The sequence below is a fragment of the Roseburia sp. MSJ-14 genome, from assembly GCF_018918225.1.
Lineage (GTDB): Bacteria > Bacillota > Clostridia > Lachnospirales > Lachnospiraceae > Petralouisia.
The window spans coordinates 154,585-178,188 of the sequence record NZ_JAHLQD010000008.1 but is presented as its reverse complement, the minus strand read 5'-3'; the positions used below and the strand labels follow the sequence as shown (position 1 = coordinate 178,188).

Below are 23,604 nucleotides of genomic sequence, written 5' to 3'. Positions count from 1 at the left end.
AACCTCTCTACGGTTATCTTTTATTTATCATCCAACTTCAATACGCTCATAAATGCTTTTTGCGGAATCTCTACATTTCCAATCTGGCGCATTCGTTTCTTACCTTCCTTCTGTTTTTCCAGAAGTTTCTTCTTTCGGCTGATGTCACCACCGTAACATTTTGCTAATACGTCTTTTCGCATAGCTTTTACTGTTTCTCTGGCAATTACTTTTCCGCCTACGGCTGCCTGAATAGGAATCTCGAATAAATGTCTTGGAATTTCTTCTTTTAACTTCTCACACATTTTTCTTCCGCGTTCATAAGCACTATCGCTATGCACAATAAAGGAAAGTGCATCCACTTCTTCTTTGTTAATTAAAATATCCAGTTTTACTAACTCGGACCGAACATAACCTTTCATTTCATAGTCGAAGGAGGCATATCCTCTGGAACGTGATTTTAAGGCATCAAAGAAATCGTATATAATCTCATTCAATGGCAAGTCATACTTAATCAACGCCCTGGTTTCTTCCATATATTCCATTCCAATGTAAATACCACGTCTTTCCTGACACAAATCCATGATAGCACCTATAAATTCACTGGTTACCATGATTTCTGCACTTACCATTGGTTCTTCCATATATTCAATCTCTGATGGATCTGGCAAATTAGATGGATTGGTCAATTCAATCATTTCTCCATTGGTCTTGTGCACCTTATAAATAACTCCCGGTGCGGTGGTAACCAAGTCCAGATTGTACTCTCGCTCTAAACGTTCCTGAATGATTTCCAAATGTAATAATCCTAAAAATCCGCATCGGAAACCAAATCCCAAAGCAATCGAAGTCTCCGGCTCAAATTGAAGAGCTGCATCGTTTAACTGTAATTTTTCCAATGCATCTCTTAAATCCGGATATTTTGCGCCATCGGCAGGATACATTCCACAATATACCATTGGATTTACTTTCTTATATCCCGGAAGTGGTTCGCTGCATGGACGATTGGCATCGGTAATCGTATCACCTACCCGAGTATCTCTTACGTTTTTCAAACTTGCGGTAATATAACCAACCATTCCCGCACTTAATTCTTCACATGGAATAAACTGGCCTGCACCAAAGTATCCAACTTCTACCACTTCTGCTGATGCTCCGGTTGCCATCATTTTGATGGTTGTCCCCGGCTTCACTCTTCCTTCTTTAATACGGCAGAATACAATCACTCCCTTATAAGAATCATATAAGGAGTCAAAAATCAATGCCTGCAATGGGTTGTCCGGACTTCCACCCGGTGCCGGTATCTTAGATACAATCTGCTCCAACACCTGATCTACATTTAATCCGGTTTTTGCAGAAATTCTAGGAGCATCCTGTGCTTCGATTCCGATTACATCTTCAATTTCTTCTACCACTCTGTCCGGGTCTGCACTTGGCAGGTCAATCTTATTGATTACCGGAAGTACATCCAAGTCATGATCCAATGCTAAGTATACATTTGCTAACGTCTGTGCTTCAATTCCCTGTGCTGCATCTACTACCAGAATCGCTCCATCACAAGCTGCAAGGCTTCTGGAAACCTCATAATTAAAGTCTACATGCCCAGGTGTATCAATTAAGTTAAAAATATACTCTTCTCCATCCTTTGCCTTATAGACAATACGAACAGTTTGCGCCTTAATGGTAATTCCACGTTCCCGCTCTAATTCCATGTTATCTAATACCTGCGCCTGCATTTCCCTGCTGGTAAGCAAACCTGTCATTTCAATAATACGGTCTGCCAAGGTTGATTTTCCATGATCTATATGTGCAATGATACAAAAATTTCTGATTTTATTCTGCTCTATTGTCATTTCCGTTCCTCCAAATTTCTTATCGTGCAACTAGTATAACACAACTCTTTGAGGCTTGACAATCTTTACAGAAGTTTCTTTTTTCTAAAAAACAGGATACAGGCAATTACTACCGCCACACTTAAAACTGTCACGAACAAATATCCATACTGCCAAGTTAGTTCCGGCATGCTCACAAAATTCATTCCATACCACCCCGCCACCAGTGTCAATGGCATAAAAACCGTAGTAACAGTGGTAAATACTTTCATAATTCGATTCTGTTCATATGCGATTGCCGCATCTAAGGCTTCTCGTACATGTACCAACTCTTCATATAAAAATTGTATCTGTTCGTTCATCCTTCTTACCTTATTTTCATAAATCCGAAAATAACAGGCACATTCTTCCGACATCTCCTGCTTTCTTCCCGTAACTCCTTCTACCACACTTAGAAGCTGTCCATAATCATTTTTCCACAATGCCAAAGTACGCTTACACTCAAAAATCGCCTGATTTCGATTTCGTTCAATCTGTCCTGCCACAATTTCCCGTTCCATATTGATAAGATATTGTTCCATTTCTTCTACCACTTTTTGTCCCCTTGTTAAAATTGTGTCAAAGATAATGGCCACTCCCTCCTGTTGTGTTATACCGCTTTTTTGCTCTTTCACTTCTTTTAAAATATCTGTTTCGTCCTTTAACGTCACCAACAAAAATTCCTGCCTGTTTAAGAAAAACACCATCCACAACGGCTTGACTCTTTTTCCGTTATGCATTTGAAAACTTCCGCAAATTCCATGTTCTGTAGTTTTTACACCATTCCAGTAATCTAGTTTGATTTTTTTCAATGTTTCCAGATATTTTTCTTCCTCCATGTCTTTCAACGCTACGATTCGAACCTTCTCCATTTATTCATCTCTTCTCTATCATTCTGTCAAAACCTTATGTAATAAATCTGCCAATGGTTCCATGGCATTCATGGCTTCCTGCAAGGTATTGGTCTGTGCTCCTACTTCCACCAATAAACTCTTCGGGCAATAATGCAGATTATAGCGATATCCTTTTAAATAAATGCCACGGGTAAATCCCGGATAATACTCCTCTGCTGCCAATTTCATTTGAAATGAAAATGCAAGGTTATCTGCTAAATACGGATTCGGCAGATTATTTAAATCTCCATTTTTTGTAGTATGGCTTAATCCGTTAAAAAACATCACCTGTGCCATCTGTTTTCCATTCACTTCCGACACCAGTCTTGTGGTATCTGCTACTCCATCACGATGCAAGTCAATCACTACCTCAATAGATGGATTTTCCACTAATATCTGCTGCAATGCGGGTCCCGCATATGAATATGCATTATCTCTGTCTTTTACATCATATTCCCCTGTATGATGTATTACATTCAATCCGTATTTTTCCCGCAAAAGACTGGTTAAATACTCTCCTACTCCTACAACACTTGCATTGGCATCCCCCGGTGTAGAATCACTATATCCTTCCTGTGAATGGGTATGGTAGATTAAAATCTGTGGGGACTCGCTCCCTCCCTGCAATTTCATACTTTTTCCTAAAAGTACATCCGGATTTAATTTACTACTATCAATAGTGGTAGTCCGATCCACCTGGTAAAAGTTATGAATCAAAAAATCAAAGTCATAGAGTTTTTCTCTTGGAATTTCCACTACCTTCTGCATGGTATCCCCTGTCACTCCTTCCTGTTGTTGGGGTGTCACCAAAACATTTTGCAGCACAGGTGTTCCTGCAATTCCTTTGGCTGTTTCTTGTATCTGTCCTGCCCTTTGATTTTCCTCTAACATCTTACATTCTTCTGCCCCTTCTGCTGCACTGGCTGCCTCATAACTTAATTCACTTTCAATCTGAGTGGGATATTCTTCTACTTCATCTGTATATTCAGAAATCGGGAAAAGTGTTTCCACCTTTGCCATGAAAATTTCTCCCATACTCCTCTTGTCTTTCTTTTCTTCTATCTGTTCTAGCATTGCCGGCATACAATTTTTCCAAGCACTGATTGCTATTTTTTCTTGCAAATAACTTCCAATTTGATGAATTGCCGGTCCCTTTCCAAGTACCGACATGTTTTGATAACACACAAATACCAACAGAACACAGGTTGCCCCCAATAGACATTGCAACCGTTTTCCTGTTTTTTTTCTTCTTTTTATCAAATCATTCCTCATTTCTTATAATTTTCATTTTCGTCGTCAATAGTTAAGTATATGCCTGTACCATTTCTTTTATGCTAATGCAATATTAAGCCCCTCTGAAATGGTATCACTTAATTTTCTGACTGACTCATCAATATCCTTTGGTGTTACAAACATTGTATTCAACTGTGGGGATAATAATTCCCTTATCAACTCATATTTTTCCATAGCATTCAATGCATTTAACCCGGTACTTAAAGACTGTAAATGTGCGCTTTCTTCCATTGCCTGTATCAGATTTTGCATAGTGTCACTTACAATGGTTGCCGCGTCTACCACCGTTGGTACACCTATTGCAATGACCGGAATTCCTACTGTTTCCTTTGATAGTCCATGACGATGATTCCCCACACCTGACCCAGGATTGATTCCGGTATCGGTAATCTGTATGGTACGGCTCAAGCGTTTGGTGCTTCGTGCTGCCAATGCATCAATCGCTATTAAAACATCCGGTGCTGTTTCTTCGATAACTCCGCGGATGATTTCCTGACTCTCCATACCTGTCTGTGCCATTACTCCCGGAACAATTCCGCTTACGGAAGTTACTTCTTCTTCTCCAAATGCATATTTTCCAAATTCTTTTAATACATGACGTGTAATCATCATTTGATCTACTACCCGTGGTCCTAATGCATCCGGTGTTACTTCTCGATTTCCAAGTCCTACAATTAACACGGATAATTTTTCTTCTGTCTTTGGCAACAGATTTTTAATGATTCTTGCCAGTTCCATAGAAATTCTTTGATGATATTCCTCGTCCTGTCCATCCATATCCGATGCCTCTACGGTAATATAGTTTCCCTTTGGCCGTCCCATTGCCTTCGCACCGTTTTCTGTTTCAATTACCATAGTGGTAACTTTGATTTCTGTCTCTTCTAAATATTTTTCGTCTACTTTTACTCCTTTAATTTCTACATTATCCTCTTCAAATTTTTCTCGTGTCTCTAATGCCAAGTCTGTTCTTACCTGAAGCTGTTCCATATTTTTTCCTCCATTGGCTCTTTATTCTGTCTATATCCCTGTGAATTGTAATTATTTTTTGCAAAAAATCCCAAAATATGTATTGACAGATATAAATTTTCGGGCTAAACTATATGAGTATGTTTACATTAGAACGTCCGTGTCCGGCTTTAATGAAACAATATAATTAACAAAATCAATTTTTAATATTGGAGGTGTACGGATTGGCTAACATTAAATCAGCAAAAAAGAGAATCTTAGTAACTGAGACTAGAGCAGCTCGTAATAAGTCTATCAGATCTGCTGTTAAGACTTCTATTAAAAAGGTAGAAGCTGCTGTTGCAGCAAAAGATAAGGACGCTGCACAGGTAGCATTATTAGTTGCTACTTCTGAGATCAGCAAGGCTGCTTCTAAGGGTGTTTACCACAAGAACAATGCAGCTAGAAAGGTTTCCCGTTTAACCAAAGCAGTTAATGGAATCGCTTAGTTATTAGTGTAAATAAAGTAAAAAAGAACGTTGATGCCGTCATGTCAACGTTCTTTTTTTATGCAATAGGAAATACCGTGTTACATTAAAATACGAAAGTATATGATTTTCCTATGATATAAAAAGCACCTGCTAGGGAGACGCACCTTCCTACTTTGCACTGTATTTTACAATCAGTAATTCTACTGCCATACGATCATTCATATTTCCTGTCTTTACATCTTCTTCGGATTGGACACAATCTCCTACCGCTTCGCGCAACTGTTCCTTGGAAAAACTTCGCGCCTGCGCCTGATTTCTTCGTACTGTGAACTCCGGTATACCTGCCTTAGATGCAATAAATTTATTGTCATATCCATGTCCACTTAGCTCCTTTACCTGAAGCAATATCTGAAACTGTCTGGCAATCAAGAATAAGATTCGCATGGGTGGCTCTTTTAATGCTAATAAGTCGTAATATAAGTCCAATGCCTGTTTTTGCTTTTTCTCTGCTATGGCATTTACCATATCAAATATCTTGCCTGTGGTCTGGGTTACACAAACTGCCTCCACATCTTCCGCTGTAATTACTTCTTTTTCTAAGGTATAGCAAAACAGTTTTTCTAATTCCCTATCTATATTTTCCATATCGTTTCCGGTCTTTGTTAAAAATAACTGCAATACGGACTGGGTAATCTTTTTGTTTTCTCGCTTCAATCTTGCCAAAATCCACTGTGTCAATATTGCCTCGGTCTGCCTTGGAAATTCTACAATTCTCCCTGCCTCTTTCACTGCCTTAAACATCTTGTTACGCTTATCCACTTCTTCTTCTACAAATACAAAGCAGGTGGTTTCTGCGATTTCTTTCATATAGGCTGCCAATTCATCATTGGCACTTTTAAATACACCACTGTTTTCTAGCATAATCAATCTGCGGTCTGCAAAAAAAGGCATTGTTTCGGCTAAGTCAATGATTTCTCCCGGATTAATGTCTTTTCCTTCAAAAAATGCGGCATTCATCGTATCGTCCGGCTTTGATAAAGCCTGTTTCAATTTATTTTTATATTGTTTTTTCAGATAAGTCTCTTCCCCATATAGCAGGTATACTTTCTGAAATGTTCCATTCTTAATATCTTCGTCTATGCTCTTCACAATCATTCCTCCAAAGGTTGTACCAGCTACTAGTATAATATTATTTTACCTATGCTGTCAATTTTGAAATTTCCATATGCTAATACCATTATCACCCTTTTTCAACTTTATCTGTCCATTTTCCATAGTGTAATAAATTTTTGTTTTTGCCTGTTCCATATGGGCTACTGCCTCTTTCCCGGGATGACCATAAGAATTATTTTTCCCACAAGATACCACCGTAAGTCTTGGAGCCATTGCTTCTAAAAATTCCAGACTGTTGGAACCATTTGAACCATGATGTGCCGCTTTATAAAAGGTAATTGGTTCGTTAAGATACTGCTGCATCTTCTTATCCGCTAATAGCTCCTGTTCCTGCTCCTTTCCTATATCTCCCGAAAAAACACCTTTCATTCCATCTATCTTTGCTAATAACACCATGGAATTTGCATTGCGGTCTGTTCCCTCTTTCCACGGATAAGCAAGCGTGAACTGTAGGTCATCTAATGTAATAGACTCTCCTGCCTTGAGATAATGTATCTGACTGCCATTTTTTTCTGCTAAATCCACCAAGCCCTCCCAGGCTTCATCCCTTACAACTCCTTTAGCAAATACAATATTTTTTACCGGATATCCTTCCTCTAGTATCTCTTTTAATCCACTCACATGGTCTGCATCCATATGTGAAACAAACCACAGAGAGATTTCTTTTCTTCCATAATATTTTAAAAACGGTAAAATTCGATAAGTACCCACCTTTCCTACATCGGTACTTCCTCCATCGATAAATGCAGCATTTCCCTGCTCTGATTGTATATAGATACCATCTCCCTGACCTACATCTAAAAAGTCTACTTCTGCGCCTCTTTTTCCATTTGCCATGCACAATATACACATACAGGCTATTCCACACAAAAAATACCGTTTCTTCTCTGTCTTGTATACAATATACATGAACAGTATCAAAACAACATAATACACTAGGATTTTTTCCATAGAAGGTTGTCCTGTGATTAAATTACTCCTTGGTAACTTCGTAAAGAATTGGCAGATTTCCTGACTCATCCATAAAATTCCCGCAGGAATTTTCAATATCACTGCTGCCAGCCCCATATGAAACAGTCCAACGATACCACCAACTGCTCCCAGAAAAAGTAATACTCCCATAATTGGAAGTATAATTGCATTTACCACAATACTGTAAAGAGACACTTCATAATAGAAATACAATAAAACCGGCAATGTTGCCATCTGAATACACAGACTACTTTGCATCGTTCCTATGAACGCTCCTCTCCTTTTTCTTTGAAGATTTCGGACTATTCCGGTAATGACCACAGCCCCTAAAACCGCCGAATAAGAAAGTAAAAATCCTGCATACCACAAGACAAAGGGATTGTCCCACAATTGTAACAGGGCACTCACACTCAATGCTGTTATGGTGTCATAAGTATAACGAATTGTTCCTGCAAACATCATGAGAAAAAACATAACAATTGCCCGACAGGTAGATAACTCCATCCCTGTCAAAATTCCAAAACTATATACAATTCCGGATGCCAGCAAAGAAGCCAGAGGAATTGGACAATACAAACGTCGCAGCAGTCGATACAATCCCATTCCGAAAATGGATACATGAAGTCCTGAAACTGCCAAAACATGTGATATTCCTGCTTTTTGATACAGTGCTTTTATTTCCTTATCTGCGAGATTTTTGCTGCCTAACGTCATATTTGCCATAATTCCTGCTGTCTGTTGAGGCATAGCTTTTAAAAAGACCTGCTCCATCTCCTGTCTTTTTTCCAGCAACCATATCTTATACTTATGCACACTGGCATCTATTAGTCTTTCTTCATATACTGTCATGCGCAAGCCGATTTTTTTACTATAATAATATTGTTGTTCATTGAAATTTCCCTCGTTTCGAGGAAGTTGAAATGCTTCATATTCACCAACCACTTGAACGTAGTTTCCGATATTATATGAATCTTTTGAAGTGTATACCTGAATTTTATTGGAAGATTCATATCCTTCTTCTTTCAAAATCCAAGCATCCTCTAGATAATAAATGAATTGTTCCTGTTTTTGTTCTTTCTGGTAAATTCTTCCCTGAACCTGAATGGTTTTCTGGCTTTTAGCATACTGCTGTACTTCTTGAAACTTCGCCTGATAATCCATGTAATGAAATATACCACCCACAAAAAGTACCATACACAATACCATATGTAATATGGTACTAGGAATTGTTTCTCTTCCCCGTTGCTGTTTCAAATAAAATATCCGAAACAAGCAAAAAACAAACAAGCACAGGAAAATACCGAACATTTCTTCCTTTCCATACAAAAGCCCGGCAGCGAAAGAAGCTACCAGGCATAAAACCGTTCTATTAGTCACCTGTCCCCCCCGCATTTTCTTCTTTTTGCCCCGCCTCTGTTTCTGCTCCTGCATCCAGATAATCCAGATTTCGATCATACATAACGCTTAAGTCATATTTATCGCGATACACTTTGTCACTATCACCATTTACCGCAATCTGAACTTTATTAATATTGGGCAACTCCACTAAGGAATCCACAATAGAATAGATAACGATTGGTTCTGATATTTCATAGTTCTGGTCCAAGAATCCCTCATCTAAGTTCACAAAGCATACGCCATCCAATACTGAAACACTCACTAGCTTTGTTCCCTGAGGAACGGCGGAACGAAGTTCCTTATTTTCCGGTCCTTTTAACAAGTGTTCCATAATCAGTTTTTCCATAGAAATATTGCTACTATAATGAACTTCCTGTACCTCCGGCACCAATTTGGTTCCGTCTTTATTCGCAAAATAAAGCGTAATCTCTGAACTTAAAATTGCATTAATCTGCTCTCCCGGATTCTCTACAAAACTTTCTGCTGTCATCAAACCTACCGGAGCTCCGTTTGCATCAATTAATGGAGAATCACCTACATAAAAGGAAATGCAATCCACACCTTTTATCTGAGTCAATGTTCGTACTACTGCTGCTCTACATAATACTTCCGCAACATTATCCATTTCTCCATACGCATTGTTAAAATACAAACGTAACTGTGCATTTTCTAAGTTCCAATCATTCACCTTCACTTCTTCCGGCATCGCCGTCTGATAATCCGGACTATTGGTATTCTTAGAAAGAGCCTTTAGCATTTCTTTTATCATTCCCTTAGTATCTGATGCCTCCGGCTCAAATCCTTCTGCCACAATCTTTGTTTTATCTTTATCTAAATAGTAAATATAATAATCTGATGTTTTCTGTTTCTTTTCCCCACAGGCTACTACTGTACTAAGCAGCAACAGAAAAATCAACAGCACACATCCAGTTACCTTTTTTTTCATGCTATCCTCCTATGCAATATATGTCAAAGGAATACGAACGGTAAATATTGTTCCTTCCCCTTCCTTGCTATGTGCCTTGATTGCTCCTCGATGCATCAGCACTGCATTTCTGGTAATCGCAAGTCCAAGTCCTGTTCCACCAATCTCCCTGGAATGAGACTTATCTACACGATAAAATCGTTCATAAATATGTTCTAACGATTCTTCTGGGATTCCTATTCCTGAATCCTCCACACGAACAAAGAAATACTTATGATCTGCGTTCAAGGACACATGTACCCATCCTTCTGGCTTATTATATTTAATGGCGTTTTCTACCAAGTTCGTTAATGCTAACGAAATCTTTACCTCATCAATTTCCGCACTAACCGGTCGGAAACTTTCTAATACCAACTCAACATTCTGCTTTTCTGCAATTGGACGCAATCGTTTCATAATTGTTTCTAAAAGCTCATTTACATTTACTACAGAAATATTCAAGCTTCCTGCCGACTTGTCCATTTTTACCAGTGACAACAGGTCATTAATAATCTTATTCTCTCGTTCAATTTCTTCCGCAATGTCACCCATAAACTCCTTATAAAGCTCTGCCGGTACATCTTCCTGCCCCAACAGGGAATCTGCCAATACTTTCATAGAAGTTAACGGTGTTTTTAATTCATGGGACACATTTGATACAAATTCCTGTCTGGACTCATCGATGACACGCATTCTCCCCAACATCTGGTTAAATGCATCAGAGATTGCTTCTGTTTCTGAATAATCGGAAATCATCAATTGTTCTTCCCCATATCCAGTCTGAATCTCTTCCAGTGAATGAGTCATTCTGCCAAACGGCTTTAATAGATGATTTGCCCAAAACAACGCTACAGCCAAAATAATAATGGCATTGGCAATTTCAATTACAAGTGCATTATTATTCAGATAATCATAATTAGAAAGTATACTATCTGTGGAAACACTTACCAGCATAATTCCCTGTACTTCCTTGGTACTTGTATCTTTCAATGGAATTGTCATTTCAATATAACGATATTTTGAATCATACTTTGAAATTTCCTGTCCTTTAGAACTTTTTACCACTTCCTCGGAAATAATTGTCTTACCAGTATCTAATCCGTAAGTATCTTTTACAACCTGAAATCCATTATTGATAATAAGAACCCTTCCATCATAAATATTAGAAAGCAATTCTAATTGTGTATTAATCACCTCAGAAGAGGTATCTTGGATATAATTATATGTAACAATCTGATTCCCAAGCATTTTTGCCTGACTTAGGATATCAATACTGCGATTGGATACCGCACGATTCTCATATGTTTTTAAAATTCCTATTTTTAATATAATATTTGGTAATATTCCTACAATCACCAAAATTACAAACAGCCTGAACTTCAGGCTGTGTAAAAATTTCATTTTTTTCATTTCTTTACCCCTTATCTGTTATCCTTGATAATAGTAACCCACACCCCATTTGGTATGGACATATCTTGGTTCACTTGGGTTCTTTTCAATCTTTTCACGCAAACGTCTTACATGCACATCTACGGTACGAACATCTCCCGGATATTCATATCCCCAGACCATGTTAAGCAGATTTTCTCTACTATACACTTTATTTGGGTTTAACACCAAGAGTTCTAACAAATCAAATTCCTTTGCTGTCAGATTAATCTCTCTTCCTAAGATAAATAAGCGACGGCTCTCGCAATCCAACTTTAAGTCTCCGTTTTCAATTACTTTTTGTTTTTCTTCCTTCGGATGGCTCTGTGCAGTTCTTCGCATAATAGCCTTAATTCTTGCCTTTACTTCCAGAATATTAAATGGTTTTGTTATGTAATCATCTGCGCCATACTCTAATCCCAGAATCTTATCCATGTCATCCCCTTTTGCAGTCAACATAACAATGGGAACCTGAGAAAATTCACGAATCTGCTGACACACCTGAAAACCATCCAGTTTTGGAAGCATAATATCCAACAAAATCATATCATATTGATTTTCTGTTGCCATCTTCAGCGCCTCTTCACCATCATAGGCACAATCTACTTCCATTCCATCCTGTTCCAAGCTGAAACGAATTCCTTTTACTATTAACTTTTCATCGTCTACTACAAGAACCTTTTTCGCCATTTTTTCACCTCAATTAACCCTAATGTTGTTCTCTATTTTAGAATAAATCCCCTCTTTGATTCCCTCTATCTTCATGAGATCCTCAATTTGGGTAAAACCTCCGTTTGCTTCCCGCCATGCAACAATGCTTTTTGCCTTTGCCTGACCAATTCCCGGTAATGTCATCAACTGTTCTTCCGTGGCAGTATTGAGATTGATTCTATCATCTGTCTGCTGCTCTATCACAGTACCTTCTGGCTCTTCTTCTCCCTGATGTCTAATATAAATCATCTCACCATCAGAAAGCTTCTGCGCCTGATTCATCTGACTTGCATCTGCTTCTTCTGTGACACCACCTGCCAGCGCAACTGCTTCAAAAATACGACTGCCCTCCGGTAATTCATAAACCCCCGGAGAAGCCACCGCTCCTGATACCTGTACATAAATTTTAGTTTCAGATACTTCTGCTTTTTCAGTTTCAGTTTGTTTTGTTTCTTCTAAACTTTCTGTCTGCTGTATTTCCATTTTCGGTTTTTGGCCACATCCTCCAATTACAAGCATACAGAAAAACAACATTATAATTTCTATTCTATTTCTTTTCATGCCTTTCCCACCTTTCAATTATGGGAAAAGTCTTATTCACGAATCTTCTCTATTGTAACGAAATTTTTCATTTATTACAAGAGTATTTCAAAAATATTTTATTCCCACTTGAATAAGATAATTCCTCCTATACAGACTGCCATTCCTAAAAGTCTTCTCCATTCAAAGGGTTGCTTGTCCACTCCGAAAATTCCAAATACTTCAATAATATACGCCACAATTAACTGTGAGACTACGATTAACATTACTGCCTGCGCCGGTCCAAGTGCTGCCATACTCTTTATTACCGTATAAGTAATAAGTGCTCCTATTACTCCTCCAAACAACATGTATTTCGGTTCTACCTGTAATATTCCTGCAAAACTTTTTCGGTCTGTAAAAAACCAGGTTACTAAACAAATTATTAATGCAGAAAACTGTACCCAGCTATTGCTTACCCACATACTGGTACTTTTCGTTACCCCTGTATTAAACACTCCTTGCACACTCATTAACGCCCCGGATAAAAGAGCAATAAAAATTCCAATCATTTCAAGTACCCCGCTTTCCTTTTTTAGTAGGATATACCATGATTGGAATTTTTATACGTTATTTACAATCGTAAAATGCTTTTTTTAATTTTTCTACCATTTCATCTACATGTTCTTTTTCAATAACAAGAGGTGGCACAAAACGAAGTACATTACTTCCTGCTGTAATAATGATTAATCCATGCTCTAAGGCACTGGCACTTACATCGCCTACCGGAATCGTAAGCTCTAATCCCTGCATTAATCCCATTCCTCTTCTGGCTGTTACGAAAGGATATTCTTCCACCAGCTCATCTAATTTTTCTTCCAGATAAGCAGAAATTTCTTTCACATGTTCTACCAGATTCTTTTCTTCAAAAATATCAAATACCTTGCTGACTGCCGCTCCTACAAATGGATTTCCGCCATAAGTAGTACCATGATCTCCCGGTTTCAAAGAATGATCTGCAACTTTTTGTGTCATGGCAAATGCTCCCACCGGTACACCACAGCCTAATGCCTTTGCACAAGTCATAATATCCGGCTTAATTCCATAACTTTGCCATGCAAACATGTTTCCGGTTCTTCCCATTCCACACTGAATTTCGTCTAAAATCAGTAAAATATCATTTTCTTCGCAGATTTTCTTAACTCCTGCTAAAAATTCTTTTTCCGCCGGATAAATACCGCCTTCACCTTGTACCGTTTCCATGATAATGGCACAGGTTTTTCCATTTACCAATGCTTTTACACTATCTAAATTATTAAATTCCGCAAACTTTACAATTCCCGGCAATGGCTCAAATGGCTCTCTGTAATGTGCATTTCCGGTAACAGATAATGCTCCTAATGTTCTTCCGTGGAAGGAATGTTCCATTGCAATAATTTCATGGTCTGTACAACCATCTTTTTCATACGCATATTTCTTAGCTGTTTTCAATGCACCTTCAATGGCTTCCGCTCCGCTGTTGGTAAAAAATACACGATCCATTTCTGATGCTGCACATAACTTACGAGCTGCCTGTATAATCGGAAAGTTGTAATATAAATTAGAGGTATGTAATAATTTATCTACCTGATGCTTTAATGCATCATTGTATTCTTTGTTTCCATATCCCAATGCTTGCACTGCAATTCCCGCTGCAAAGTCTAAATATTTACAATCATCCGTATCATAAAGATAAACTCCTTCTCCACGGTCAAGTACAATGTGATTTCGATTATAAGTATGTAATATGTGACGTTCCGCACTATCTATAAATAATTCCCGTTCCATTATGCTTCCTCCTTGTAGAACTTTTCATCGCTATCTCCTAAAATAGCAGTTCCAATTCCCCTATTTGTAAAGATTTCCAACAATAAGCAATGTGGAATACGTCCATCTAAAATATGCACTCTGGAAACTCCATTATCAATCGCATCAATACAGTTATTAAGTTTTGGCAACATTCCTCCGCCAATGTTTCCCCCCTCGATTAAATCTTTTGCTCCGGAAACTGTTAATTCTGAAATCAAAGTAGATTTATCTGCCGGGTCCTTATATACACCTTCGATATCTGTTAAAAATGCTAATTTTTCTGCATTAACCGCTCTTGCAATGGCACATGCAGCATCATCTGCATTGATGTTATAGGTATCATAATTATCATCCAAGCCTACCGGACAAATAATTGGTAAGAAATCTTTTTCTAATAAATCAAATAAAATCTTAGGATTTACTTCTTTTACCTCTCCAACGTAACCGATATCCTGTCCATTGGAATATTTCTTATCTACCTTCAGCAATCCACCGTCTTTTCCACTGATTCCGATGGCATTTACCCCTAACTCTTCTACCATCTGAACCAAAGACTTATTTACTTTTCCAAGTACCATTTCAGCGATTTCCATGGTAGCTGCATCGGTTTTACGAAGACCGTTGATAAATTCCGGTTCCATTCCTACTTTGCCAACCCATTTACTGATTTCTTTTCCGCCACCATGTACAATGATAGGTTTGAAACCTACTAATTTTAATAAAGTTACATCTTGAATTACGCTCTTTTTCAGTTCTTCATCCACCATGGCACTTCCACCGTATTTTACTACGATGATTTTTCGGTTAAAACGTTGTATGTACGGAAGTGCCTCAATCAACACTTCTGCCTTTTGCAAAATTTCCTGCATATTTTTTTCTTCCATCTTCTTATCCTCTTTCCCTTATCTATTCTTAAGACCGATAATCTGCATTGATTTTTACATAATCATAAGTCAAATCGCAACCCCACGCAGTTGCACCGGCATTTCCCATTTTCATATCTACCAGTACGGTAACTTCTTCGTCTGATAATATCTTGGTAGCCTCTTCTTCGCTGTAATCTGTTGCTACACCATCTTTATAAATCTGTATCTTTCCCGACTTGCTCTGAAAGAACAGCTCTATTGCCTCCGGGTCAAACTGTACACCGGAATATCCCAACGCACACAAAATTCTTCCCCAGTTTGCATCATGACCATAAATAGCAGCTTTTGTCAAAGAAGAACAAATAACGGACTTTGCAAGAATCTTCGCATTCTCTTTGGTATCTGCATTAATTACCTGGGTTTCAAATAATGCAGTAGCACCTTCGCCATCTCCTGCCATTTTCTTTGCCAATGTAGTATTCACATAATTTAATGCTTCAACAAACTTCTGATATGCCTCATTTTTTTCTGTTATTTTTGTATTTTCTGCCATTCCGTTGGCAAGTAATAACACTGTATCATTGGTAGATGTATCACCATCTACTGATATCATGTTATAAGTATCTTTGATATCTTCACGCAATGCTTCCTGCAACAGTTCCTTGGAAATTGCACAATCGGTTGTAACAAAACTTAACATGGTACACATATTGGGATGAATCATACCGGAACCTTTACACATACCACCTACGGTTACCGTCTTGCCTTCTACTTCAAAAGTTACTGCAACTTCTTTTGGTTTTGTATCTGTTGTCATAATTGCACAAGCCGCTTCATGTCCACTTTCTTTGCTATCTGAAAGCTTTGGAGCCAATGCCTTCACACCGTTTTGAATTCTATCAATCGGAAGCTGCATTCCAATGACCCCGGTAGATGCCACCAAAACCTGCTCTGCCGGAATGTCTAACACTTCCTGCACCATATCAGCTGTCTTTTTGCAATAGCTCATGCCTTCTTCTCCGGTACAAGCATTGGCAATTCCTGCATTTACTACAACTGCCTGTGCATATTCCTGACTTTCTACCGTCTGTCTATCCCATTTTACCGGAGCTGCCTTTACTACATTGGTAGTAAACGTTCCTGCCGATACTGCCGGTACGGCACTTACAATCATTGCCATATCAGTACGGTCTTTATACTTAATACCTGCTGCTGTTGCAGCTGCTTTGAATCCCTTTGCTGCGGTAACTCCGCTTGTGATAACCTCCATAATCTTTTCCTTCCTACGCTTTTTCCAGCATTTATCTTATTTTTCTTTATTGAAAAGTTGTAATGTTCTCATCGTTTAAGGTGAAATCATAATAGTTCAAATCTTCTCTAAATGTCCAGCCCACACTTTTCCAGAAAGCATTTCCCACTTCATTACTTTTAAATGCTATGAGACAAACTTTATTAATATGCTCTTTTTGTAATGCTCGCATAGCTGCCACTGCCATTTGCTTTCCTATGCCATGTTTACGATATGCCTCTGCTACACAAACATGATAAAAGCATCCTCTTCTTCCATCATGTCCACATAAAATCGCTCCTACAATCTTTCCTTCTGCCTCGGCAACAATACTTGTGGTTGGATTTCTTCGGATAAAACGTTCTACGCCTTCTCTGGAATCATCCATACTCCTAATGCCAAATCCTTTTATTGTTTTCCAAAGGGCATATACCTCATCGTAATCTTCCAGTTTCATTTCTCGTATCACTATATCCATGTTAACTTTCCATCCTTTTCTATAATAAAGCTTTTATTTATGGGAACATCGGAACAAGTTCCAAGCCTTCTTTTTCAGGTAATCCAAATAATAAGTTCATGTTCTGTACTGCCTGTCCGGCAGCTCCTTTTACCAAATTATCAATGGCACCCATCATAATAATTCTTCCGGTACGTTCATCAATCTTAAATCCAATATCTACAAAATTACTTCCTTCTACCCATTTTGTCTCCGGACACTGGTCTTTTTCTAACACACGAACAAAATATTCATCTTTATAATATTTGTCGTAAGCAGCCTTTACCTGCTCATAGGTTGGATATGTAACGCTTCCATCCGGCTGCTGTATCTTCTTCATAGTTGCATACTCTGTTGCCAAGATTCCGCGATTCATAGGTACTAAATGAGGTGTAAAGTTAATTAAAACTTTTTCTCCCGCTGCATATCCTAACTGTTCTTCAATCTCTGGGGTATGACGATGTGTCGCTACTCCGTATGCTTTCATGTTTTCATTTACTTCACAGAAAAGATTTGGTACTTTGGCTCCTCTTCCTGCACCGGAAGTTCCTGACTTTGCATCTACAATTAAGGTATTCGGATCAATCAATCCTTCTTTTACCAATGGATATGCAGTAAGAATGGAACATGTGGTATAACATCCCGGGTTTGCTACCAATCTTGCCTTCTTTACCTTTTCGCGATTCACTTCGCATAAGCCATATACAGCTTCTTCAATAAACTGCGGACTTTTATGTTCTATTTTATACCATTCTTCATAAGTCTTTACATCTTTTAAACGATAATCAGCACTTAAATCTATTACTTTGGTATGTTGCAATATTTCTTCTGTTAAAACTCCTGCCAAAAATCCCTGTGGGGTAGCTGTAAAAATAACATCTACCTGTTTTGCCAACTCTGCTATATTATCATCCAAACAGGTGTCTTCTACTAATTGAAACATATTACGATATACATTGGCATATTTCTCATCTATATAACTTCTAGAGCCATACCACTTAATCTCTACTTCCTTATGTCCAAGTAAAATACGCACTAACTCTCCGCCTGCATATCCTGTTGCTCCAATGATTCCTGCTTTTATCATATCAACACACCTTCCTGTTTATTCTTTAACGTTAGTCCTTTACCATAGTAATATACTTTTCCTTATTCGTAAAGAGTTTTTTTCAATCTACATTGCATAATTATACATTCATTTTCCATTTTATGCAATAGTATTATGCATATTTTTTCGTTTCTTTTTTTAATATATTTTGATTTATTTCCTTATATTATATCTTAACCTTTTATCTTTCCTGCTTTTTCCTTTTCGTCGTTTTGTCTTTATATGTGCATTTTTATTATTTATTTATGTATATTTTTTCACTTGCCTTTTTTACAATCCTATTGTATAGTTAGTTATAAGATTTACGATAAATTCAATGGAGGAATTCAAAATGAAAGAAAAAGTAGTTTTAGCGTATTCCGGTGGTTTGGATACTACTGCCATTATTCCATGGTTAAAGGAAAATTATGATTGTGAGGTTATCTGCTGTTGTATCGACTGCGGACAGGAAGAAGAATTAGACGGTTTGGAAGAACGTGCGAAATTATCCGGTGCTTCTAAATTATACATAGAAGACATTATTGATGACTTTGCAGAGAATTACATTCTCCCTTGTGTTCAGGCGGGTGCTGTATACGAGAACAAGTATTTATTAGGCACTTCTATGGCTCGTCCTGGAATTGCTAAGAAATTAGTTGAAGTTGCAAGAAAAGAAGGCGCTACTGCTATCTGCCACGGTGCTACCGGTAAAGGTAATGACCAGATTCGTTTTGAACTTGGTATTAAAGCACTTGCTCCGGACTTAAAAATTATTGCTCCTTGGAGAGATGACAAATGGGGTATGCAGTCTCGTGAAGACGAAATTGAATACTGTAAGGCGCATGGTATTCATCTTCCTTTCTCTGCTGATAACAGCTACAGCCGTGACCGTAACCTTTGGCACATCAGCCATGAAGGTTTGGAATTAGAAGACCCTGCAAATGAGCCAAATTATGACCATTTATTAGTATTAGGTGTTTCTCCTGAGAAGGCTCCAAACGAACCTGAATATGTTACTATGACATTTGAAGCAGGTGTTCCTAAGACATTAAATGGAAAAGCAATGAAAGTTGCTGATATTATCCGCAAATTAAATAAACTTGGTGGAAAACATGGTATTGGTATTGTTGACATTGTAGAGAACCGTGTTGTTGGTATGAAATCTCGTGGTGTTTATGAGACTCCTGGTGGAACTATTTTAATGGAAGCTCAGAAACAGTTAGAGGAATTAGTATTAGACCGTGATACCATGAATATGAAAAAAGACGTTGGAAACAAAATGGCACAGGTTGTATATGAAGGAAAATGGTTCACTCCACTTCGTGAAGCACTTCAGGCTTTTGTAACCTCTACTCAGAAATATGTAACCGGTGAAGTGAAATTCAAACTTTATAAAGGAAACATTATCAAAGCCGGAACTACTTCTCCATATTCTCTGTACAATGAATCTCTTGCAAGCTTTACTACCGGTGATTTATATGACCACCATGATGCAGAAGGATTTATTACATTATTTGGTCTTCCATTAAAAGTAAGAGCTATGAAAATGGCAGAAGTGGAAAAGAATAACAAATAAAATTTAAAGTTATAGAATAACTATACAATTTGAAAAACTTGCAAAAAAGAAGCTGTATTCTGATACAGCTTCTTTTTAGAAATTACCACTCACTTTTGATTTTAATCTTAACGAAAATGTGCTACTCCTTCTGTTACATCCTGTGCATATATCATAGTGCAACTACGAATTGCACCTGTTCCATCATACAAAAAAGCAATTGCAAGATGTGGATCTGTCGGAACCGCAAAGCTATTTGCCAATAATTCTTCATCGGAGATTGTCTGATATTTTCCATCTACCAATGTATAACTTCCTGTTACTGCTGTTCCATCATCTAATGTACTATTAATCTGATATGTTCCTTCAAACAAACCATCTTTTACATTAAAATCCTGATCCGTCTGAACATTGTCTCCCTGTGCTACATACTGGTGTCCGGTTCCATTTGGCTTATCACCACTCCATGCACCATTATATACCTCTTTGTACAGACTTCCATCTGCCATATCCGGGTTTACATAATACCAAATACCCGTTCCTTCACGAACTCCATCTTGATAATCGCCGTAATACCACTCATTGCAATCACAGTCCGCAAAAGAATAATAACCGATTCCTTTTCCATTGGTTCCACCTTCCGGCATATAAATATAACTTCCTTCTTTTCCAATCATATCTGCCAATGCTTTTCCGGCATCACTTTCCTGCAATTCATTTAATGCTTTTGCATCGTCTGCCTCTATTGCCGCAATTGCTGCTTCCATTGTTTTGGTATAAGCAGCTTTTTCTTTTGCCTCTTTATCAAGCTTTTCTGCCGCCTTTTTTAAATCTGCATCCTTTGGTGTCTGTTCTAATGCTTTTTTCATTGATTTTTGTGCAGCTTCATAATTATTTCCGGCTGCATAGTTTTCTGCTTCTTTTTGATACTTTGCAGCTGCCTTTTCCTGTTCTTTACTGGTACAACCTGTCAGCATACCCATGGTAAGCACAACTGCTACTCCTGTTGCCCAAAGCTTTATATGTCTTCTCATAGATTACCTCCATTTTCTATTACAAACCTTTGCTTATTATATGTCTTACAGTCAAGCTATATGTCTTTTCGCATTCTCTAAGAATACGCAACCTACTAAGTTGTGTGCGAAAGAGTCCGACCAGCGGACTCTTTCCTATATCAAGCTTATTTTTTTCTCAGTTGTGCAATAATTAATTCTTTTAATTCTAATGCCATATCCTTCATTCTTCGACTTGCTGCTGCTGAAGTCAGTACACTTGCAAGGAACTTAGAAGCAATTTCATATTTTCCAAAATGATATGCCATATAAGAAATCAGATAATCCACTGTACTTTGTTCCATACCACACATTGGATACATTTCCTTGGCAGTTGCTTTCATAAATCCTTCAAATGCCTGTTGATAAAATGCTTCTTCTTCCTTCTTACATTCTGCCTTTAACTGTTTTTCTTCTGGTGTACTCTCCGGCATTGTTTCGCCTTTTCCTCTTAATAACCATGAAATTTTTAAACAAGTATATGCTTTCTCACTGTCTTTTCCTTTTTTTACCATTGTATTTATCAATGCTAATTTATAACGATCTACTGCCTGATCATAGGAATATACTGCTACCTCCGGCTCCTCATTCTTATGAAACTTTGCGCTGATATTTTCACGTATTAACTTTGCCTGCGCAGAAGATAACTGGTCAAAATAACGATTCATTGCAGTATAACCGCAAGTCGGACAAGAAGTAATATCATACTTTAATGTATCAATATACTGAAATCTTGGGCGTAAATCCTTATCCGGCTCAAGTCTTTTTACTCTTCCGTTCTTAATCATTTTTGTCTTAAATACGTTGTCACATACTTTACAACGTACGCTTTTTTCTAAGATAAATTCTTCTTCTGACGGAATTTTTTCTTCTACTTTTTCACCTGCAACTTTTTTTGCTGCTTCCTTTTTCTCTTCTTCAAACAGATTCATAGACTCTGTTGGATTCAATCCAAATTTCTCTAATCCTGAAAATAAATTCATGATATTTTCCTCCTTTGGTGTTACGCCCTACTATTTCTGAGTAGGGAGCTTATAAGAGCTCTTTAATGATACAATACGATTAAATACCAATGCATCCGGTTTGGAATCTTTTGCATCCACACAGAAAAATCCCTGACGCACAAACTGATAACTGTCATATGCTTTTGCTTCTGCTAATGCAGGTTCTACATAACAATTATTTAGTATTCTTAAGGAATTTGGGTTCACATTCAGGCTTCCATCTTCTTTATTGTATACTCCCTTTTCCTCGTCTACTAAATTTTCATACAAACGTACTTCACACTTCTTTGCATATGGTGCCGGTACCCAATGAATGGTTCCCTTTACCTTACGTCCTGTGAATCCGCTTCCTGCCTTTGTTTCCGGATCATAAGTACAATGTACTTCTGTAATATTTCCGTTTTCGTCTTTTACAAAGCTTTCACATTTTACAAAATAAGCATGCATCAAACGCACTTCATTCCCCGGGAATAATCTAAAATATTTCTTAGGTGGCTCTTCCATAAAGTCATCACGTTCAATATATAATTCACGGCAGAATGGAATCTGACGTGTTCCCAGTTCCTCATTTTCCAAGTTATTTGCTGCATCTAAATATTCTACTTGTCCTTCCGGATAATTATCAATTACTAATTTAATCGGATCTAATACTGCCATCATACGAGAACGTTTTAACTTCAAGTCCTCACGAATACAGTACTCAAGCATAGCATAATCCACAGAACTATTAGCCTTAGATATACCGCAAAGCTCTACGAACTTACGAATAGACTCTGGTGTAAAACCTCTTCTTCGTAATGCTGCAATAGATACCAATCTTGGATCATCCCATCCGTCAACCACTTTATCCTCTACCAATTTCTTAATATAACGCTTTCCGGTTACTACATTGGTAAGATACAGTTTTGCAAACTCAATCTGCTTTGGTGGATTTGGATATTCTAACTCTCTTACCACCCAATCATATAAAGGTCTGTGGTCTTCAAACTCTAAGGTACAAATAGAATGACTGATTCCTTCAATAGCATCCTCGATTGGATGTGCAAAATCATACATAGGATAAATGCACCACTTATCTCCGGTTCTGTGATGTGTCATATGTGCCACACGATAGATAACCGGATCTCTCATGTTGATATTCGGAGAACTCATATCAATTCTTGCTCTTAATACTTTTTCTCCATCTGCATACTTTCCATCCTTCATTTCTGTGAAAAGCTGTAAATTTTCTTCTACACTTCTATTTGCATTTGGGTCTTCTTTTCCCGGCTCTGTTAATGTTCCACGATATTCTCGAATTTCTTCTGCTGTCAAATCAGAAACATATGCCTTTCCCTTTTTAATCAGCTTTACCGCAGCCTCGTACATCTGGTCAAAATAGTCAGAGGCAAAGAACAATCTATCTTCCCAGTCTGCGCCCAGCCATTTAATATCTTCTTTGATTGATTCTACAAATTCCACTTTTTCTTTTGTTGGATTGGTATCATCAAAACGCATATTAAACTGTCCGTTATATTTCTGAGCTAACCCATAATTTAATAAAATAGACTTAGCATGTCCTATATGAAGATATCCGTTTGGTTCCGGTGGAAATCTGGTCTTTACCGTCTTACAATGTCCTTCCCTGATATCTTCCTCAATAATCTGTTCAATAAAATTCTTGGAAACTACTTCGTTTTCCATTTGTGTTCCTCCTGGTCCTGCACATTTTTAAAAAACTATGAGAAACACGCTTTGCGAGTTTCTCAAGTTATCGCGATACTCTTCAAAT

Annotated in this window: 21 protein-coding genes; 2 read left to right on the top strand and 19 right to left on the bottom strand. The window is 37.8% G+C overall.

Annotated elements, in window-relative coordinates; translation table 11 throughout:
- Positions 1-20: 20 nt before the first annotated feature.
- The 4 genes from lepA to gpr form a co-directional block, all read right to left on the bottom strand.
- On the bottom strand, positions 21-1,832 hold the full coding sequence (lepA, locus tag KQI83_RS03235) for a translation elongation factor 4 (RefSeq protein ID WP_216554719.1): 1,812 nt from the start codon (positions 1,830-1,832) through the stop codon (positions 21-23).
- 65 nt (positions 1,833-1,897) lie between these two features.
- Positions 1,898-2,722: a CorA family divalent cation transporter gene (locus tag KQI83_RS03230; RefSeq protein WP_216554718.1), complete on the bottom strand. Its 825-nt coding sequence runs from the start codon at positions 2,720-2,722 to the stop codon at positions 1,898-1,900.
- An 18-nt stretch (positions 2,723-2,740) separates the two neighbouring features.
- Entirely contained in the window at positions 2,741-4,003 is a 1,263-nt protein-coding gene (gene spoIIP / locus KQI83_RS03225) for a stage II sporulation protein P (RefSeq protein WP_253295481.1), read from the bottom strand.
- A gap of 69 nt (positions 4,004-4,072) precedes the next feature.
- The gene (gene gpr / locus KQI83_RS03220) at positions 4,073-5,023 is read right to left on the bottom strand and encodes a GPR endopeptidase (protein ID WP_216554717.1); all 951 of its coding nucleotides are present in this window, start codon (positions 5,021-5,023) and stop codon (positions 4,073-4,075) included.
- 203 nt (positions 5,024-5,226) lie between these two features.
- On the opposite strand from gpr, the gene rpsT reads away from it, so the two are divergent.
- Positions 5,227-5,490, top strand: coding sequence for a 30S ribosomal protein S20 (gene rpsT, locus KQI83_RS03215; RefSeq protein WP_253295480.1), 264 nt, complete (start codon positions 5,227-5,229; stop codon positions 5,488-5,490).
- A gap of 150 nt (positions 5,491-5,640) precedes the next feature.
- Here the strand turns inward: rpsT and holA are convergent, their stop codons facing one another.
- The 12 genes from holA to argC form a co-directional block, all read right to left on the bottom strand.
- A complete protein-coding gene (gene holA, locus KQI83_RS03210; RefSeq protein WP_216554714.1) occupies positions 5,641-6,621 on the bottom strand; it encodes a DNA polymerase III subunit delta in 981 nt (326 codons plus the stop codon).
- Positions 6,622-6,678: 57 nt separating this feature from the next.
- The gene (locus KQI83_RS03205; protein ID WP_216554712.1) at positions 6,679-8,994 is read right to left on the bottom strand and encodes a DNA internalization-related competence protein ComEC/Rec2; all 2,316 of its coding nucleotides are present in this window, start codon (positions 8,992-8,994) and stop codon (positions 6,679-6,681) included.
- Entirely contained in the window at positions 8,987-9,961 is a 975-nt protein-coding gene (locus tag KQI83_RS03200) for a GerMN domain-containing protein (protein ID WP_216554710.1), read from the bottom strand. The genes KQI83_RS03205 and KQI83_RS03200 overlap by 8 nt, the downstream gene beginning before the upstream one ends.
- A gap of 9 nt (positions 9,962-9,970) precedes the next feature.
- Positions 9,971-11,389 carry a sensor histidine kinase gene (locus KQI83_RS03195; protein ID WP_216554708.1) on the bottom strand — a complete coding sequence of 473 codons (1,419 nt, stop codon included), beginning with the start codon at positions 11,387-11,389 and terminating at the stop codon, positions 9,971-9,973.
- Between the two features lie 18 nt (positions 11,390-11,407).
- Positions 11,408-12,097, bottom strand: a complete 690-nt coding sequence (locus KQI83_RS03190) for a response regulator transcription factor (protein ID WP_216554706.1) — start codon at positions 12,095-12,097, stop codon at positions 11,408-11,410.
- 9 nt (positions 12,098-12,106) lie between these two features.
- Positions 12,107-12,679: a helix-hairpin-helix domain-containing protein gene (locus KQI83_RS03185; RefSeq protein ID WP_216554704.1), complete on the bottom strand. Its 573-nt coding sequence runs from the start codon at positions 12,677-12,679 to the stop codon at positions 12,107-12,109.
- A 98-nt stretch (positions 12,680-12,777) separates the two neighbouring features.
- Positions 12,778-13,209 (bottom strand): DMT family transporter, encoded by a 432-nt coding sequence (locus KQI83_RS03180; RefSeq protein WP_216554702.1) that lies wholly within the window; start codon positions 13,207-13,209, stop codon positions 12,778-12,780.
- A gap of 58 nt (positions 13,210-13,267) precedes the next feature.
- The gene (locus KQI83_RS03175; protein ID WP_216554701.1) at positions 13,268-14,464 is read right to left on the bottom strand and encodes an aspartate aminotransferase family protein; all 1,197 of its coding nucleotides are present in this window, start codon (positions 14,462-14,464) and stop codon (positions 13,268-13,270) included.
- A complete protein-coding gene (gene argB, locus KQI83_RS03170) occupies positions 14,464-15,369 on the bottom strand; it encodes an acetylglutamate kinase (protein WP_216554699.1) in 906 nt (301 codons plus the stop codon). The genes KQI83_RS03175 and argB overlap by 1 nt, the downstream gene beginning before the upstream one ends.
- A gap of 28 nt (positions 15,370-15,397) precedes the next feature.
- Entirely contained in the window at positions 15,398-16,621 is a 1,224-nt protein-coding gene (argJ, locus tag KQI83_RS03165) for a bifunctional glutamate N-acetyltransferase/amino-acid acetyltransferase ArgJ (RefSeq protein WP_216554697.1), read from the bottom strand.
- Between the two features lie 46 nt (positions 16,622-16,667).
- Positions 16,668-17,117 carry a GNAT family N-acetyltransferase gene (locus tag KQI83_RS03160; protein ID WP_216554695.1) on the bottom strand — a complete coding sequence of 150 codons (450 nt, stop codon included), beginning with the start codon at positions 17,115-17,117 and terminating at the stop codon, positions 16,668-16,670.
- 37 nt (positions 17,118-17,154) lie between these two features.
- The gene (argC, locus tag KQI83_RS03155) at positions 17,155-18,222 is read right to left on the bottom strand and encodes an N-acetyl-gamma-glutamyl-phosphate reductase (protein WP_216554694.1); all 1,068 of its coding nucleotides are present in this window, start codon (positions 18,220-18,222) and stop codon (positions 17,155-17,157) included.
- A gap of 352 nt (positions 18,223-18,574) precedes the next feature.
- On the opposite strand from argC, the gene KQI83_RS03150 reads away from it, so the two are divergent.
- Positions 18,575-19,798 (top strand): argininosuccinate synthase, encoded by a 1,224-nt coding sequence (locus KQI83_RS03150; protein WP_216554693.1) that lies wholly within the window; start codon positions 18,575-18,577, stop codon positions 19,796-19,798.
- Between the two features lie 107 nt (positions 19,799-19,905).
- Here the strand turns inward: KQI83_RS03150 and KQI83_RS03145 are convergent, their stop codons facing one another.
- The 3 genes from KQI83_RS03145 to KQI83_RS03135 all read right to left on the bottom strand — a co-directional run bounded on the left by KQI83_RS03145 (position 19,906) and on the right by KQI83_RS03135 (position 23,516).
- The gene (locus tag KQI83_RS03145) at positions 19,906-20,811 is read right to left on the bottom strand and encodes a hypothetical protein (protein ID WP_216554692.1); all 906 of its coding nucleotides are present in this window, start codon (positions 20,809-20,811) and stop codon (positions 19,906-19,908) included.
- Positions 20,812-20,957: 146 nt separating this feature from the next.
- On the bottom strand, positions 20,958-21,812 hold the full coding sequence (locus KQI83_RS03140) for a DUF2225 domain-containing protein (protein WP_216554691.1): 855 nt from the start codon (positions 21,810-21,812) through the stop codon (positions 20,958-20,960).
- A gap of 30 nt (positions 21,813-21,842) precedes the next feature.
- A complete protein-coding gene (locus KQI83_RS03135; protein WP_216554690.1) occupies positions 21,843-23,516 on the bottom strand; it encodes a glutamine--tRNA ligase/YqeY domain fusion protein in 1,674 nt (557 codons plus the stop codon).
- Between the last annotated feature and the right edge of the window lie 88 nt (positions 23,517-23,604).

Bases quoted from the DNA above. Each gene is read 5' to 3' on its own strand.
- KQI83_RS03175 (WP_216554701.1), bottom strand. From the start codon at position 14,464: ATGGAACGGGAATTATTTATAGATAGTGCGGAACGTCACATATTACAT.
- KQI83_RS03200 (WP_216554710.1), bottom strand. From the start codon at position 9,961: ATGAAAAAAAAGGTAACTGGATGTGTGCTGTTGATTTTTCTGTTGCTG.
- argJ (WP_216554697.1), bottom strand. From the start codon at position 16,621: ATGGAGGTTATCACAAGCGGAGTTACCGCAGCAAAGGGATTCAAAGCA.
- KQI83_RS03230 (WP_216554718.1), bottom strand. From the start codon at position 2,722: ATGGAGAAGGTTCGAATCGTAGCGTTGAAAGACATGGAGGAAGAAAAA.
- KQI83_RS03195 (WP_216554708.1), bottom strand. From the start codon at position 11,389: ATGAAAAAAATGAAATTTTTACACAGCCTGAAGTTCAGGCTGTTTGTA.
- argB (WP_216554699.1), bottom strand. From the start codon at position 15,369: ATGGAAGAAAAAAATATGCAGGAAATTTTGCAAAAGGCAGAAGTGTTG.
- KQI83_RS03140 (WP_216554691.1), bottom strand. From the start codon at position 21,812: ATGAATTTATTTTCAGGATTAGAGAAATTTGGATTGAATCCAACAGAG.
- KQI83_RS03190 (WP_216554706.1), bottom strand. From the start codon at position 12,097: ATGGCGAAAAAGGTTCTTGTAGTAGACGATGAAAAGTTAATAGTAAAA.
- KQI83_RS03150 (WP_216554693.1), top strand. From the start codon at position 18,575: ATGAAAGAAAAAGTAGTTTTAGCGTATTCCGGTGGTTTGGATACTACT.
- KQI83_RS03185 (WP_216554704.1), bottom strand. From the start codon at position 12,679: ATGAAAAGAAATAGAATAGAAATTATAATGTTGTTTTTCTGTATGCTT.
- KQI83_RS03160 (WP_216554695.1), bottom strand. From the start codon at position 17,117: ATGGATATAGTGATACGAGAAATGAAACTGGAAGATTACGATGAGGTA.
- argC (WP_216554694.1), bottom strand. From the start codon at position 18,222: ATGATAAAAGCAGGAATCATTGGAGCAACAGGATATGCAGGCGGAGAG.
- KQI83_RS03180 (WP_216554702.1), bottom strand. From the start codon at position 13,209: ATGATTGGAATTTTTATTGCTCTTTTATCCGGGGCGTTAATGAGTGTG.
- KQI83_RS03145 (WP_216554692.1), bottom strand. From the start codon at position 20,811: ATGAGAAGACATATAAAGCTTTGGGCAACAGGAGTAGCAGTTGTGCTT.
- gpr (WP_216554717.1), bottom strand. From the start codon at position 5,023: ATGGAACAGCTTCAGGTAAGAACAGACTTGGCATTAGAGACACGAGAA.
- lepA (WP_216554719.1), bottom strand. From the start codon at position 1,832: ATGACAATAGAGCAGAATAAAATCAGAAATTTTTGTATCATTGCACAT.
- KQI83_RS03135 (WP_216554690.1), bottom strand. From the start codon at position 23,516: ATGGAAAACGAAGTAGTTTCCAAGAATTTTATTGAACAGATTATTGAG.